Origin of the sequence: Marinobacter salexigens (assembly GCF_018860765.1) — a bacterium.
In the GTDB taxonomy this organism is placed as follows: Bacteria; Pseudomonadota; Gammaproteobacteria; order Pseudomonadales; family Oleiphilaceae; genus Marinobacter; species Marinobacter salexigens_A.
Genome location: NZ_JAHKPV010000001.1, coordinates 42,579 through 57,634, shown reverse-complemented (window position 1 = coordinate 57,634; position 15,056 = coordinate 42,579). Strand labels below are relative to the sequence as shown.

Sequence of the window (15,056 nt, the reverse complement as noted above, 5' to 3'; positions counted from 1 at the left end):
GGCTCCGGCTCTGGTTCGGGCTCCGGCTCTGGTTCGGGCTCGGGTTCTGGATCAGGTTCCGGCTCCGGTTCCGGCATTGGTGGGGGCGTCACTGCGGTGAGGTCACTGATCAGGTAATAGGCATTGCCGTCCTCGTCGGTACGGAAATCCAGATAAGCGTAGTCATCGGTCACGGTCTGGTTGCCGTTAACGGTCAAGCCACCAGCAGCCTGAGCCACGGTGTAGCGGGCGCCGTCGGCATAGTTGGTCGAGCCATTGTCGGTGCCGTTCTCCGGTGTCACATGAACCAGCGCGCCGTCCTCGATAGTGGCGCTGCCCGTTACGTCTATCAGGTCGTTATGAGTGCCTGCCGTGGTGCCGCCGCCCGTTAGCTCCACCTCGTAGGTGGCCCCAGCCCCCAGGGTCCAGTCGCCGCCCACCGTGAGCGTGCCGATGGAGTTGCCCGGGGTGACGGTACCGCTATTGACCGTCACATTACCCACCGACCCGCTGCCTCCCAGGGAGCCGCCATTGACCAAGATATGGGAGTTCGCTATCGAACCATTGACCAGCAGGGTGCCATCGGAGATGGTGGTGTCACCGGAATAGGAATTGGCCCCCGTGAGGATGGTGGTGCCGGTGCCACGCTGGTTCACGCTGGACGTTCCACCGCCTTGCACGATATAGGCCGCCAGGGTCAGGGTGTCGGTCTGGTTAAAATTGATGGTGCCCGTATTTCCATTAGATGAAGGGTCGATTCTGAGAAAGTCAGCGTCGAGAACGCCCGCAGTGGTCGGAGCAGAAAGGTCGTAGGCGCCGAAATTCAGCGTGCCCTGGCCACCGGAGCGATCCCCGAGAGCAACGGTTCCACCGCCCCCATCAACTGAAACCGTACCTCCATTCACCAGGGTCAGGGTGCCGCTTCCGAACTGCCCCAGGGCCAGGTAAAATGCTCTTAGCTCAGACCCGGCGCCCTCCACGGTGACCCGACCAGGTGCACCCGGGCCATTACTCACGTTAAGCGTGATGGCAACATCCACCACACCGCCATCATGGATCTCCAAGGTTCCCTCGCTTGAAACTCCCGCATAGAGGAACTCTGTCAGCTGCCATTGCGCACCACTGCCATCAACGCGAACCACCCCGGTACCGTCGGTGCCAATATAAGACCGGTCACTGGTCACCGAACTGCCCGCCCCGATCTCCAGGGTGCCGGTCTGGCTGGCGGTATCGCCCACGTACAGCTTTGCCACGCCATGGCTGATGCTGCCGCCATCCTGGACCGATAAGGTGCCATTGGAGATACGGGTCTCGCCGGTGTAGGTGTGGGTGCCGGTGAGGGTCAGGGTGCCGGTGCCCTGCTTGGATACGATGCCACTGCCGCTAATATCGCCGGCGAAGGTCGAGTCATCGGCGCGGTTGAACACCAGCGAACTGTTGTTGACCACATTGCCCGCAATCGACCCGGAGGTGCCGCCGTCGCCGATCTGCAGGGTCCCTGCAGAGACCGTGGTGTCGCCGGTGTAGGTGCTGCTACCGGTGAACGTCAGAACACCAGCCCCCAGCTTGTCCAGAGTGCCGCTGCCGGTCATGTCGCCGGCGTAGCTACCGGCGCTGGCCTGATCAAAAACCACCGTCGCATTGTTGGTGATATCACCTTGAAGGCTGGTGGTGCTGCCCTGTAGGGTGCCGCCAGAGACCATGGTGTCACCGGTGTAGGTATTGGTGCCGGTGACAACCAGAGTACCGGAACCCTCTTTGCTCAGAGATACTGGCGTGGAGCTTTCTCCCAGAATGCCGCTAAAGGTGGCACTGTCTGTGCCCTCAACAGTAAAAGTAAAACCGGGGAAGTGATCCGGGAAGGTCAGGTGATCACTGAAGGTTGCGCCATCGGCGAGCGTCAGGCCAGTACGGTAGCTGTCAGCCGTCAGGTCGTTGCCATCCCCGCCTGTCTTGGAAATAACAGAAAACAGTTCACCGTCACTGCCAAGGCTACCAGCACCCGGAGTATAGGTGCCAGCGATGAGATCTGCCCCATCATTGTCAATCAGGGTGTACTGACTATGGATTGGCCGGCTGTCTAGCGTATCCAGAGCGATGACGTCTATAACTACACCATCGTTCAGGGTAACGCCCCCCGTCGCTATCAAAGTATCGGAAGCACCGGTGCTATCCACTTCAAACTGCAAGGTGGAACCTGTGTTGGCTGTCACATCGTCGGTGCTGAGCGAGCCGATGGAGTTGCCCGGGGTGACGGTACCGCTGTTGACCGTCACATTACCCACCGACCCGCTGCCTCCCAGGGAGCCGCCATTGACCAGGATATGGGAGTTCGCTATCGAACCGTTGACCAGCAGGGTGCCATCGGAGATGGTGGTGTCACCGTAATAGGAATTGGCCCCCGTGAGGATGGTGGTGCCGGTGCCACGCTGGTTGACACTGCCTGTCCCAAAGCCCACCTGCTCAATATCAGCCGCCAGGGTCAGGGTGTCGGTCTGGTTGAAGTTGATGGTACCCGGACCTCCAGAAAAGAAATTGTCGATTCGGAGACGGTCAGCGTCGAGCACTCCCGCAGTGGACGGATCAGCAAGGTCGTAGGCGCCAAAATTCAGGGTGCCCTGGCTACCGAAATTTTGCCCCAGAAGAACCTTGCCACCGCCCCCATCAACTGAAACCGTACCTCCATTCACCAGGGTCAGGGTGCCATTTCCGGACTGCCCCAGGGCCAGGTCTGATGCCCTGAGCTCCGACCCGGCGCCCTCCACGGTTATTCGGCCAGTTACACCTGAGCTATTGCCCACGTACAGATCACCGGCGACATCCACTTCACCGCCATCATGGATCTCCAGGGCTCCGTCGTCTGAATTACCCACAGAAAGCTGCTCTGTCAGCTGCCATTGCGCGCCACTGCCTTCAACGCGAACCACCCCGGTACCACCGTAGCCGACATAGGACTGCTCACTGGTCACGGAGCTGCCCGCCCCGATCTCCAGGGTGCCGGTCTGGCTGGCGGTATCGCCCACGTACAGCTTTGCCACGCCATGGCTGATGCTGCCGCCATCCTGGACCGATAAGGTGCCATTGGAGATACGGGTCTCGCCGGTGTAGGTGTTGGTGCCGGTGAGGGTCAGGGTGCCGGTGCCCTGCTTGGTTACGATGCCACTGCCGCTAATATCGCCGGCGAAGGTCGAGTCATCGGCGCGGTTGAACACCAGCGAACTGTTGTTGACCACATTGCCCGCAATCGACCCGGAGGTGCCGCCGTCACCGATCTGCAGCGCGCCGCCATTGATGGTAGTGCCGCCGGTGTAGGTGTTGGCCCCGGTCAAGGTCAGGGTGCCGGTGCCGGTTTTGGTGAGACTGCCAGGGACGAATGAGTCTCTGTCTCTTATGACCCCGGAGAAAAGCGTGTTGGTATCCAGGGCGCCGACTTCCAGGTTTCTGTTGTTATGAAGGTTTACAGTGCCAGCGCCTTCGAGGCTGCCAATGGCACCGGAATTAGCCATTTGGAGAGTGCCATCAATAATGTGGCGGGACGCGGCACTGAGAGAGTTCGGTGCAGCCAAACTGTTATACAGAACCCCATCAGCCTCTATGGTGGTGTCGCCGCTATAGAGGCCCTCGCCCTGTTTTACGAGACCCAACGTCACGCCGTTGGTGACGGTCAGGCCACCGCTCCCGGACAGGCCACCCAATAGCCACGTCTCGGTCGATGAGGGATTATCGGTTGTAAACGTAACAGTCGTACCGAGCTCTAGTTCGGTGTAAATCAGGGTATCGAAAGAAGCACCGCCAGGCGCAGAACTCCTGATTTCCGCGTCGGCACCGTCAAAAATCAATCTGTCAGTGGCGGCGTCGCCAGCATGGATGAAAATTGAAGTGCTACCCGGGAATGGCGAGACAAAACTCAGCTTGTTCAGCGTCAGGCCACCAAGGTCGTGGGTCGTCTCGAGATTCGGGGCTGAGGTATTGTCAAAAATCAGCTGCAGGTCCTGCGCGGAAACCGGCGCCGAACCGTCCGCCCAGTTACCATCAACCGACCAGTTCCCGGAAGACGCGGTAAAGGTTTCGTCCACCGCCCCCGCAGGCGAGGCCCCCAACAGCAAGCTGCTGAGCAAGACGGAGGCTTTGGTTTTTCCCTTGCTTCGGCTGATCTCGGCAACCGCCATCCAGACGTTGAGTGCTTCGTTCCAGACGACGCGATAGGCATGATTCATGGTTACTGCTCTCTATCGAGGTTTGTTGGCCGACAATCCGGCTCCGGCCTTTTTGACAACGAGTATGAAGGAGCTGTGACAGGTGGACTATCGGATTTCCGCAAACAACGCCCGGCTTGCCGCCCCGGTACCGCGCCGGGCCAGAGTGTGCGAGGGCCGTTCGCCGAACAGACGCTGATAGTCTCTGGCGAATTCACCAAGGTGAACAAAGCCCCAGTGCATGGCGCTGCGGGTGACGCTGGTGTGCGTTGGCGCCGCTGCTAGCAGGTCTGCGCGTACCCGGTTAAGGCGAAGCGTTCGCAGGTAGGCCACCGGGGTGAGCTGCATGGCGCTGCGAAAGGCGTACTGGAGCGTTCGCTCCGACACGCCCGTTACCGCACAGAGGTCGGCAACACCTGGCACCCTGCCGACCTGAAGGCAGGCATCCATGAATTCCCTCGCGGTGGACACCAGCCGCTGGGTTCGCCAGCCAGAGCGAAGAGCCCGACTGCCGCCGGTATCAAGCTCTGTCGCCCCATTGAGCGCCATCAAGGCACTGTCCCGTAACATTTCAATACCGTTGGCCAACAGGGCCGGACCGTCCACAGCCGGGCCGTGAAGTACGCGACTGAAGGCCCGTGCCACCCTTTCGGTGTCTGCGCTGCTGAAGCCCTGGGGAGCACCGGTCACCCCGGACCAGTCCCGTCCGCTGAGGGTGTGCATGTCGGCAAGCAGTCGATCCTGGTCCAGGCACAGGTAGAAGGTGTCACTGCCGCCGGCCACATTGAGGTCGAGTTCGGCATCGCTGGGAAGGAAATAGAGCCAAGAGTCCTGCGGACTTAAAAAATGGGAAAAACGCATCCCCGGGGTCATGGTTCTGGCGATGGAAATCGCACACAAATTGCCCCGGGTGACCCCGCTTTTATGAACCAGTTGGTTCTGCTGTTCATGCACCAGATGCATGTCGTTCAGGGTCAGGGCGGTGCACTGACCCTTATAGTCGCCTGCGCTGAGCTGATGCATGTCCAGGTTCAGCCAGGGCTGGGCGTCGGCCTGTGCGGAGGCGTCGGCTACAAAGTGAGAACTCGGTTGCCTGTCAGGTGCCATGATTAAATATCTTCACCGGGTAGTTCGCGCATCAGTCAGAGCGTGTTGTTGTAATTGAGTTCATGTAGATTAACGGCAGGTCCTGCGGGCCTCAAGCAGGCTTTTTTATGATTTCCGCTCACTTTTATGGACTTGGTGCAACGAAAAAAGCCCATGAAACACGGGCTTCGAAAACTAAAATGGACAGGGCAATGGAAGCATGGATCTTTAAAAAAGGGATACTAATGTTCGCTTTCGTTTAAAAATTGAAGGGGTGATAAAGCCCGAAATATGATCATCGCCTGACTCCGAGAGCCACATCGATTCCCAGCCACCCGGGATTAAGAACCACGGTACACCAATCAGATCTCAATACTCTCAGCTATATCCAGAGCATCTTTCACCTCGACACCAAGGTATCGCACTGTACTGGAAATATATCGAGCCAAGAGCTTGACCATATCGCAGGATCGGAGTTTGCAATCAATCGCCATGTCGAACACCGCCAGCTCGCGGGCCCGGTCGCAAAGCGCAACATTCAGGTTGGGGCAGAATGCAAAGATTTTCTGCAATTTTATAGCCGCGAAGCGGAAGAATTGTCCAGTATTACCGCTTGGTTCGATATGGCTAGATGGGTCAGCTCTGCAACGAGCGCCATACGGACTCCGCAAATTCTTTTCGGTACTCCTGAGGTGATGTCTTTACACGGCCAGACAGCCAGGCTCTGCAATAGTTTTCCGACGGACCTATAATGAGAGAGAAGAGCATCTCGAATGGTTGAATAATTTTGATATCGTCATTGCCGAAACTTATCAACCGCTCTTTCAGTTTCCGGTAATTCTGGATATTTCGATTCGTCAGTTCCTCCTGAAAGGGACCCTTGGCCACTGGAGAGCGCGCCTGATAAAGGAATCTGGCCCATTCTGGGTTGTCGACAACCCAGTCTAGATAACTCCATATGATGGAATACACGGCCTCGCGAAGACTGTTTGCCCCGGCCAGTTCCTGCTCCAGGCGATGTCGCTGGTCATCCTGAGCTGCAAAAAAGAGCGCACTCAATATACCCTCTTTGTTCCCGAAATGATGATAAATCGCGCCCACACTGGTGTCGCAGCGGGCTTTGATGGCATCGATGGTGGTGGCTTCCAGCCCCAGCTCATTAAAGCAATACAGTGCCTGTTCCAGAATCTCTCTTTTCAGCGCAGCTCTGCGGCCCGGAAACCGGTTCTCTAAAATATTGGATTGGTTCATTAAATGGATATTCGCCTGTTTGAACTCGCCACAGCCTACATTCTACCGTTTGACAGCTTCGGCATAAACAGAATACTCTTCTGTTGAAGAATATTATTCTGTTTTGTTTGTTTCGTGCCCCCTTTCAGACACATGGAGAACTTAGAGATGAGTCAAGCACTGGCAGCAGTCAACGCATTCGGCGCCGAAGCCTTTGGGAACATGGTCTGCCAACAGGCCCCCTATTTCAGCACCATCCAGCCGGAACTGGTTGACCTGAAACCGGAGTATGCCGAAGCACGGGTGCCATTCCGAAAAGAAATCACCAACCACCTGGGTACCGTACACGCAATCGCCATGTGAAACGCCGCAGAGCTGGTAGCAGGGCTGATGACGGATGCGTCGATACCAAGCGATGGTAAGTGGATTCCACAAGCCATGTCGGTCAAGTATCTGGCCAAGGCAAAAACCGCCTTACGTGCCGTTGCAAGCGGGGAGAAAGTTGACTGGGACACCTCTGGTGAGAAAACGGTCCCCGTAGAAGTGTTTGATGAGGATGGTCAACGGGTCTTCACCGCTGAAATCACCATGAACGTGAAACTGAACTGATACCTAAGGATTCCTGGCTGAGGGTTAATCCACATGCCCGGCATCTTGGCCAATACAGCCTATTTGGCGCAATTTCTGCGCTATCTAGTTTTAACTGATGATTAAATGGACCGATAATGGAAAAAACCGTAATAACCTGTGAAGACGGCTATAGGCTCACCGGACACTTTTTCAGGCCAGCCACAGAGTCACCTCGCGGTGCTGTCCTGGTCTCCCCGGCCACGGGGTTTCGGCATCAGGTCTATTTCAATTTTGCCACCTGGCTGAGCGAACAGGGATTTGCCGTGCTGACCTTTTCCAACAGGGGCATCGGGGACTCCCGCAACGATATCCCTCTTGCAGAACTCTCTGCCGATCTGGTGGACTGGGGTACTCTGGATTTGCCGGCAGCGCTGGACAAGCTGATCGCTCTGGCCCCGAACCTGCCGGTGACTCTGGTGGGCCATAGTGCCGGTGCACAGTTAATCGGTTTGATGCCCAATTTCGACCAAATTGACCGCTATGTTCTGATTGCCGCGTCGTCTGGCCATTTCAACAACCTGAAATCGAAAACCAGGCTGGCGGCCAAGCTGCTGTTCCATGGCTGGCAACCGGTTTCCGTTGCATTAAAAGGGTACTGGCCGACCAAAATCATCGGTTTTGGGGAAGACCTGCCCGCCGGCGTCGCCAGGCAGTGGCGGCATTGGTGCAGTTCACCCGGTTATGTAGAGAACAGTTTCGGCAAGGAAATACAGCAGCATCACTATGCGGAGATCAAAGCACCTATGCTGGCGTTGACCGCCACAGATGACCACATCGCAGTGCCTGCAAATGTGGAAGACTTTCTGCGCCTGCTGGCCAATGCCAGAATAGAAAAACAGTTTCTGAAACCATCCAATTTTGGCCTGAAAGAAATTGGCCACAGTGACCTGCTGCGCAGCCGCTGTAAAGCTTGTTGGCCGCAGGTTCTTAAAGGCTTAGCGTCTACAGACTGAACCTGAATGTTATCCTGATATCTAAGATCAGATGTCTTCGGAGGTAAATATTCTTGCGCTTCGTCGGCGCTTCGTCGGCGCTTTTGACGCTGCGATGGCACTGATGACTCCAATCCACCGCTTTATCTGCGAATTCCGGGGGGATAACGTTGGCTGCTCATCGCAATTCCTCTTATGCTTTAACCATAGGCTAGGAGTGTCTACTGCACCGGGGTAGGTCCACAGCCGTTTTAGTACCGTGCGCGGAAACGGGATGAAACCCTGATTTTAAAGACCAATCCTTGCGAGCGAAACGCGCCTTAGGAAGGCAGTAGAAGTTTTTAGAATGAGTTTTACACCTTATCCCGTAACAAACTCGTAACAGGCTTGAAGCACAATCTGGTGTATACCAAAGGAGTGCTACATGCTTGCGATTTTCGACCTAGATGAAACCCTGATTCGCGGAGACAGTTCACAGCTGTTCACTGAATTTCTCCGCGCTGAAGCCATTGATGCCTCCCCCAATTCCGAGGCAAGGGGCAGGGCGTTCATGAGGGCCTATACCAACGGCGATCTGGACCTCCAGAACTACATGGAATACAGTCTGGCTCCTATTCGGGGTTGGCAGAGGAGCCAGGTGGAAGCTCTGATTGATCGGTTCGTTAGGGAAGTGATCCCTCCCCGAGTGCTCACAACCGCCCGGGAACGTGTAGCCTGGCATAAGACCCAAGGGCACGATGTACTCATTATCTCCGCAACAGGCGAGCATCTGGTTTCGCCCATCGCCCGACACCTCGGCATTGATGACGATATAGGCGTGCAGGTCGAATGGCAGGGCGACAACCTCAAAGGCACCATCGGAACCCGACGTCCTTTCAGGGAAGGTAAAGTGGCTGCCTTAAAGGAGTGGGTCTCGGCGCGCCGCGCCGTCCCGGAGAAAGTCTGGTTCTACTCAGACTCCCACAACGACCTTCCCCTTTTGAGGTTTGTGGACTATCCCGTTGCGGTGAATCCGGATCCGATTCTGGAGCGCTATGCAAGGCGAAAAGGCTGGCGTGTACTCATTGACGAGGTGGCCCGGGCATGACCCTTCGCCATCTCAACCTCGCAAGGGCGAAACTTTGCCTCTTCTATACGCAGTCAAGACGAACCATCACCCCAGAACCACCAGCAGCAAGCCCGCAAGAATGGTCAGCACGCCGAGTAATTTGGGCGCGTGCAGAGGTTCTTCAAGGAAATACCAGCCCAGTGCAACGCCGATAGGAATGCTGACTTGCCTGAAGGCTACCACGTAGCTGACGTCATCTGCATAGGCCATAGCCCAAACCACCAGCCCGTATGTTCCAAGAATCAGCACTCCCGCTGCCATCGTACTGCGCCAGTTAAAGATCAGTTCCCGTAAAAGTCGTCGTTCGGTTGCCTGCACGCTCAGACCAAGACTCAGCCATATCAGGGCCGACCAAGCCTGGAGGATGACGAAAACAAACGCCACTTCCGCATCCAGCGCGATGCCAGCCAGCAAGTCTCGCATCTGGCCCGTGGCATTGTCGTCGACGAGCGAGTACCCGGCGGTGCTGGCGGCGGCCAGGAGGGCAAACAAGGTGGCGAGGTTGTGGTAGTTAGCCAGACGGAAATCCCGGAACCGTTGCATTGGCAGAATGATGCATCCGGCTAGGATCAGAACGATACCGGCAACAGCCGCGCCGGTGATGGTTTCGGCCGTCCCCAGGAACAGGGTTCCGACCAGCAGGATCAACAAGGGCGATGATCGCGCCAGTGGATAGACTACCGATAGTTCGCCATGACGATAGGCTGCAGCCAGACAACTGAGATAAGTTGCCTGAAAGAAGCCAGTAACAGCTACCAGCCACCAGATTCCCGAGTCCAGTTCATGCAACAACGGGCGGTAGTACACCAGTACCGGCAGGGTCAGGAGTGCACCCCACAGGGTGCTGTACCAGAAGAACGCGCCGCTGGGGCTGACCTTCTTGCCAAACAGGTTCCAGCCGGCGTGGGCAAGGGCGGACACCATAACAATAACAATCGCCGTAATGGTCATGGGGTTTGAGGCTGCTGGCTCATTCCGTGCCCTGCCGCCACGCCCGGGTAGAACGATCCACCCAAAACCGCAGTACCCCCTGGATGAGTTTCGCCACAGCACAGGTTGCCGTGATCAGGATGGCCATGGCCGCCGCCGGAGCGATATCACCGGCCTCGTCCATGTTCAGCACAGCCACGGAGGCCAATTGGGAGTCGTGGCCGTAAAGGAACACAACTGCTGAGACTGTGGTCATGGCATTCACAAACAGGTACAGGGCGACATCCAGAATAGCTGGCAGGCACAGGGGCAGCGTGACCGTGAACAGCACCCGCCATCGGGAAGCATTGAGCGACTCCCCCACCGCCTCGAACTCCTGATCCAGTTGCTTCAGCGCCGTGACTGCCGTGAGGTGGGAAACAGCGTAGAAGTGCGTGACGGTGCAGAGAATCAGGATGAACAGGGTCCCGTAAATGCCGTTGATCGGGTTGTCCGGGTGGTTGAAGAAAAAGATGTAGGACAGCCCCAGCACAAGGCCGGGAACCGCCAGGGGCAGCAGCGAAAGAAACTGGAATACCCCGGTTAGCAGCCTCGACTGTGGCGTGCGTTCCATCAGCCAGGCGTTGAAGAAGACCAGTACAGTCCCGACTACCATGGTGCCCAACGCCATCTGCAGGCTGTTGGTGTAAGCCCCCCAGCCACCGCCATCCATACGGCCGAATTGGTAGTTGTTCAAGCTAAGGTCGAGGTTGTAGGGCCAGAAGGTAACGAATGATGCGTAGATAGCCATGCCGATGATGGCGAAAATGAACACCAGGGTCGGTGTCAGCATCAGAGCTCCCAAGGCGTCCCGCTTACGATCTTGACGGGGCCTGTAGGGCACGGATCTGGCCGTAAAGCTTGCGGATTGTTTGCGCTGCACATAGCGGTCGGCGATGAACGCTAGCATGGCCGGCAACAGCAACAGCACGCTGACCACTGCGCCCATCTCGAATTTCTGCTGCCCGATCACCTGCTTGTAGATATCCGTGGCCAGTACATCGAACTGCCCGCCAATGACCTTGGGTACGCCGAAATCCGTAATTACTAGCGTAAACACAACAAACCCGGCACTTACCAGCCCATAGCGGGCACCAGGCACAGTTACTGTCCAGAAGGTTCGCCACGGGCTGGCCTTCAAGGCGGTCGCGGCTTCGTAATGGCGCCCGTCGGCGTTGTCCATCGCGGTAAGCAAGATCATCAAGGCGTGGGGAAAGGTCCAGAAGCAGGAACCCATGATGATACCAATGGGCCCATAGATTTCAGCGCCGAACAGCCAGCTTTTTAGTACGCCCTGATTGCCGAATAGGTACACCAGACTGATCGCTGGCAACAGCGACGGCGCCAGGATCGGTAATATCAGGACACCACGAATCCAGCCGGTGATTGGCAAACGCGTGCGAGTCAGCGCCCAGGCCGCCATGAAGGCCAGAGAAACCACAATCACGGTGCTGAGCCCAGCCACCCACAGGGAATTGAAGAACGCGGATTCGATGCCGCCGGTACTCAGGTAGTGGGCAAAGTTTTCCAGCCCGACAAAGTCACCGGCTTTGTTCTCGACGCTCTTTGAAAGTAGTGTGTATAGGGGCGCTAGCACCAGCAGGATCAGAATCCCGCAACCGGTTGCCAGAAGCAGTGCAAACACCCAACGGCCGGCAAGCCTCCGGCGTAATTCCGCCAGAGTTGGCCGGTTGTGTGTGGTCGGTTTCGAAAGCGCGGGAGAATCAATCATGGAGAACTTACTAGGGTCAGACTCAGACATTTGGAATTCCGCAGCCCGTCATGCTGCGAAGCAATGCAGGGCGTCGGAAGGCAGGTTGAGGCAGACGCAGCTGCCAACGCGTAGATCAAGCCGACGCGCGGAACGTGGGTCTACATCCACCACCAAGTCCAGCTCAATATCACTCAAGCGAATGAGGGTGCGGATGAAAGCGCCGAGATAATCCAGAGCCCGGACCTCCCCTTCCCATTCACCATCGCCACTGGGTAACAGGTGAACATCCTCTGGTCGAATCGCCAGTTGGATACATCCCTCGGCTGTGGGCAACGGCCTAATCAGATCCAGCTCGTGGTTCCCGACCTTTACCCGTTGTCCATTCAGTGGGGCGCTGTCGATAAAGTTCATGGCACCGATGAAGGAAGCAACAAACGCCGACGCGGGTTGCTGGTAGATGTCCAGCGGCGTTCCCACCTGTTCGATAACCCCGTTGTTCATCACCACCACTCGGTCGGCCATCGCCAGGGCTTCTTCTTGGTCGTGGGTGACCATGACTGTGGTGACACCCAGTTGCCTCTGGAGGCTACGGATTTCGCCACGCAGATGTTGGCGCACTTTGGCATCCAGCGCCGACAGCGGCTCGTCGAGCAACAGCAGGCCTGGTGACGGCGCCAGAGCGCGGGCTAGAGCGACGCGTTGCTGTTGGCCACCGGATAACTGCGCGGGGTACTTGCTGGCCTGATCTTCAAGCCCGACAAGGGCCAGTAGTTCGTCTACCCGGTTGCGGACCTGAGCCTTGGGCATGCCAATACTGCGTAAACCGTAGGCAATGTTGTCGGTGACGGTCATGTTCGGGAATAGGGCGTAGGACTGAAACACAATGCCGAAATCCCGTTCTCTGGGCGGCTTCAGGGAGATGTCTGTCTCGCCCTGATGGAGCAAACCTCCACTCTGATGCTCAAGCCCCGCGATGATGCGAAGTAGGGTGGTTTTCCCACATCCGGACGGCCCGAGGAAACACACCAGCTCACCGGGTTCGATGGTGAGATTGATATCCTTCAGCGCGCAAAAATCGCCAAAAAACTTGTTGACGCTCTGGATTTCCAGACGGCTTCCCTGAGTTTTCTGGTTCATGGTACCCCCTACTCTTAAATAATCTGGCGCGGCGCCCAAAACCGGGCACCGCCTTGGTTTGACGGGCTAGGGCCCGACTCGCCAACTCACTTTGCTTCGGATTTGCCGTCGTAGCGACGCGCCCATTCAGCTAGGATGGCCTCACGGTTACTGGCTGCCCACCCAAAGTCATTGTCGATGATCAGATCATCTGCGTTCTCCGGGAAATACTTCACCGGCTGAGCCACACCCGGCATGCCCACGATGGCGTAGCCCTCGTTGTACATTTCCATGGCCTTGCGGGTGATGGACCAGTCAACCAGTGTTTGCGCGGCTTTCATCTTGTCCGTCCCGTCGACAATTGCAGTCGCTTCCACTTCCCACCCCAGGCCTTCTTCAGGGAACACCAGTTCAAGCGGCGCGCCCTGTTCCTTCAGGCGGGCACCACGGAATGCGAAAGAAACGCCGATGGTGGTCTCTCCGGAAGCTGCCATCTTGCAGGGCTTGGAGCCGGAGTGGGTATAACGGCTGATGTTCTGGTGCAACCCGTCCATGAACTCCCAGCCTTTGTCGTCACCCATCATCTGAAGCCAGGCAGAGACGTCCAGAAAGCCGGTGCCGGAGGAGTTCGGGTTTGGCATAACCACATGGCCCTGGTAAACCGGCTTGGTCAGGTCATCCCAGCTGGAGGGCATTGGCAGGTTGTTTTTCTCAGCTTCGATGGTGTTCACACAGATAGCGGCCATCCACGCATCCATACCTACCCAGGAAGGTGTTTCATCGCGGTCGCGAAATTTTGGAGACAATTCTTCCAGCCCTTCCGGCGCATAGGGAGCCAACATACCTTCGTTTTTCAGCAGCAGAAGGCTGGTGCCTGCGAGCCCCCAGACCACATCCGCCTGGGAGTTCTGCTTTTCTGCCAGTAGGCGCGCGGTGACAACGCCGGTGGAATCGCGAACCCAGTTGATCTTGATGTCCGGATGGTCTTCGTTGAAACGCTCGGCGTATTTCTGGAGGTCCTCTGCTTCTACCGCTGTGTACACGGTCAGTTCGGTCTGGGCATTAGCATTCATGGCGACAGCCAGTGTGGTCAGGGCAAGGGCTTTTTTGAGGTGTTTCACGCAAGTCTCCTTAATACGAGGTCGGGTTGAGGTGCCGTCTTTCTGGTCTATACCAATTTCGATCACCACTACCTTAGAGCTATTTGATTGCAAGGACGTGACAGCGATGTGACGTTTCCTTGGCCTCGCTTACGGATGCTCACCGGCTTGCAACCGCCGTCCAATATCGGCGAGTACGTTCGGCAAATCCATGATGGAGTCAATCACATAGTGGGCGGCTGACTGGGCCATCACACGATGTCCGCGGACCAGAATCTCCGCTCGTTCAACCTCGCAAAGGGCGGAAAGCTGCTCCTCGCTGAGCCCTACCGCATTCCCGGACGCCACAACCGCTACTGTCCACATGCCAGCGTTCAAGCCCTCTTCAATACCTGTAGTCGTGTCGTCAACTTTCACGCAGCCTTGCACGGCGGTGATCCCCAGTTCGAGCGCATTTTTAAAACTCATATGAGGCGCCGGCCTTCCCTGAGGTACTTCCGTTGCCACAACGACGCTTTCCGGCTCAAAGCCCTGCGCAGCCAGCGCTGGTAGCATTACGTTCACCATTTCGCGGCTGTATCCGGTATTTACACCGAGTTTGATGCCCTGTTCTCGGAGTTGCTCCTGCAGAGTCAGGGCCCCAGGGACCAACTTGGTGCGTTCAGCAATGGCCGCTGTCTGCAGCGGCAGAAAGGCGTTATAGAGTCGATCAATATCCGGGCGTTCAGGCTCACTGCCGAAGGTGCTGAGCCATTGATTACGGATTCGTGGCATCGATAACAGACGGCAGATGTGCTCGCGTTTTTCGGCTCCCATGGGCTCACGGGCTTCCACTTCGGACAGGTTGATGCCTTCTGCTTCGAACAACTTCATAAAAGCCTGAATAGGCGCGAGTGATCCAAAGTCCACGCAGGTGCCGGCAAGGTCCATAATCACCGCCTGAAGCGGCCCACTGTAACGACGTGTATAGGTATGCATAAGGTTCTCCCTTCAGAA

General features: G+C 56.9%; 12 protein-coding genes and 1 pseudogene. 4 read left to right on the top strand and 9 right to left on the bottom strand.

The features are described 5' to 3' along the window. Positions 1 to 4,196: autotransporter-associated beta strand repeat-containing protein (locus tag KO508_RS00275; RefSeq protein WP_216006362.1), on the bottom strand; the 4,196-nt coding region annotated here is incomplete at its 3' end. A gap of 87 nt (positions 4,197 to 4,283) precedes the next feature. Then, positions 4,284 to 5,036 (bottom strand): helix-turn-helix domain-containing protein, encoded by a 753-nt coding sequence (locus KO508_RS00270; RefSeq protein WP_216006361.1) that lies wholly within the window; start codon positions 5,034 to 5,036, stop codon positions 4,284 to 4,286. Here KO508_RS00270 and KO508_RS00265 point away from each other — a divergent pair. Beyond that, positions 5,022 to 5,288 (top strand): hypothetical protein, encoded by a 267-nt coding sequence (locus KO508_RS00265; RefSeq protein ID WP_216006360.1) that lies wholly within the window; start codon positions 5,022 to 5,024, stop codon positions 5,286 to 5,288. The two genes, KO508_RS00270 and KO508_RS00265, sit on opposite strands and share 15 nt — an antisense overlap. Before the next feature lie 335 nt (positions 5,289 to 5,623). On the opposite strand, the gene KO508_RS00260 is transcribed toward KO508_RS00265, so the two are convergent. Together KO508_RS00260 and KO508_RS00255 are read right to left on the bottom strand one after the other, a co-directional pair. After that, entirely contained in the window at positions 5,624 to 5,833 is a 210-nt protein-coding gene (locus KO508_RS00260; RefSeq protein WP_216006359.1) for a hypothetical protein, read from the bottom strand. Between the two features lie 64 nt (positions 5,834 to 5,897). Beyond that, positions 5,898 to 6,512, bottom strand: coding sequence for a TetR/AcrR family transcriptional regulator (locus KO508_RS00255; protein WP_216006358.1), 615 nt, complete (start codon positions 6,510 to 6,512; stop codon positions 5,898 to 5,900). Positions 6,513 to 6,659: 147 nt separating this feature from the next. On the opposite strand from KO508_RS00255, the pseudogene KO508_RS18735 reads away from it, so the two are divergent. The 3 genes and pseudogenes from KO508_RS18735 (at position 6,660) to KO508_RS00235 (ending at position 9,140) form a co-directional block, all read left to right on the top strand. Then, positions 6,660 to 7,100: pseudogene (locus KO508_RS18735) on the top strand (hotdog fold domain-containing protein). 116 nt (positions 7,101 to 7,216) lie between these two features. Next, complete coding sequence (locus KO508_RS00240; protein WP_216006355.1) at positions 7,217 to 8,074, top strand: alpha/beta hydrolase family protein; 858 nt, start codon at positions 7,217 to 7,219, stop codon at positions 8,072 to 8,074. A gap of 403 nt (positions 8,075 to 8,477) precedes the next feature. Further along, positions 8,478 to 9,140 carry an HAD family hydrolase gene (locus KO508_RS00235; protein ID WP_216006354.1) on the top strand — a complete coding sequence of 221 codons (663 nt, stop codon included), beginning with the start codon at positions 8,478 to 8,480 and terminating at the stop codon, positions 9,138 to 9,140. Between the two features lie 66 nt (positions 9,141 to 9,206). Here KO508_RS00235 and KO508_RS00230 read toward each other — a convergent pair whose 3' ends face one another. The 5 genes from KO508_RS00230 to phnX form a co-directional block, all read right to left on the bottom strand. Next, on the bottom strand, positions 9,207 to 10,112 hold the full coding sequence (locus KO508_RS00230) for an EamA family transporter (RefSeq protein ID WP_216006353.1): 906 nt from the start codon (positions 10,110 to 10,112) through the stop codon (positions 9,207 to 9,209). Positions 10,113 to 10,131: 19 nt separating this feature from the next. Then, positions 10,132 to 11,892, bottom strand: coding sequence for a putative 2-aminoethylphosphonate ABC transporter permease subunit (locus KO508_RS00225; protein WP_252737742.1), 1,761 nt, complete (start codon positions 11,890 to 11,892; stop codon positions 10,132 to 10,134). Between the two features lie 18 nt (positions 11,893 to 11,910). Continuing rightward, positions 11,911 to 12,981: a putative 2-aminoethylphosphonate ABC transporter ATP-binding protein gene (locus KO508_RS00220; protein WP_216006352.1), complete on the bottom strand. Its 1,071-nt coding sequence runs from the start codon at positions 12,979 to 12,981 to the stop codon at positions 11,911 to 11,913. A gap of 86 nt (positions 12,982 to 13,067) precedes the next feature. Next, entirely contained in the window at positions 13,068 to 14,081 is a 1,014-nt protein-coding gene (locus KO508_RS00215; protein WP_216006351.1) for a putative 2-aminoethylphosphonate ABC transporter substrate-binding protein, read from the bottom strand. A 129-nt stretch (positions 14,082 to 14,210) separates the two neighbouring features. Next, positions 14,211 to 15,038, bottom strand: a complete 828-nt coding sequence (phnX, locus tag KO508_RS00210) for a phosphonoacetaldehyde hydrolase (RefSeq protein WP_216006350.1) — start codon at positions 15,036 to 15,038, stop codon at positions 14,211 to 14,213. Between the last annotated feature and the right edge of the window lie 18 nt (positions 15,039 to 15,056).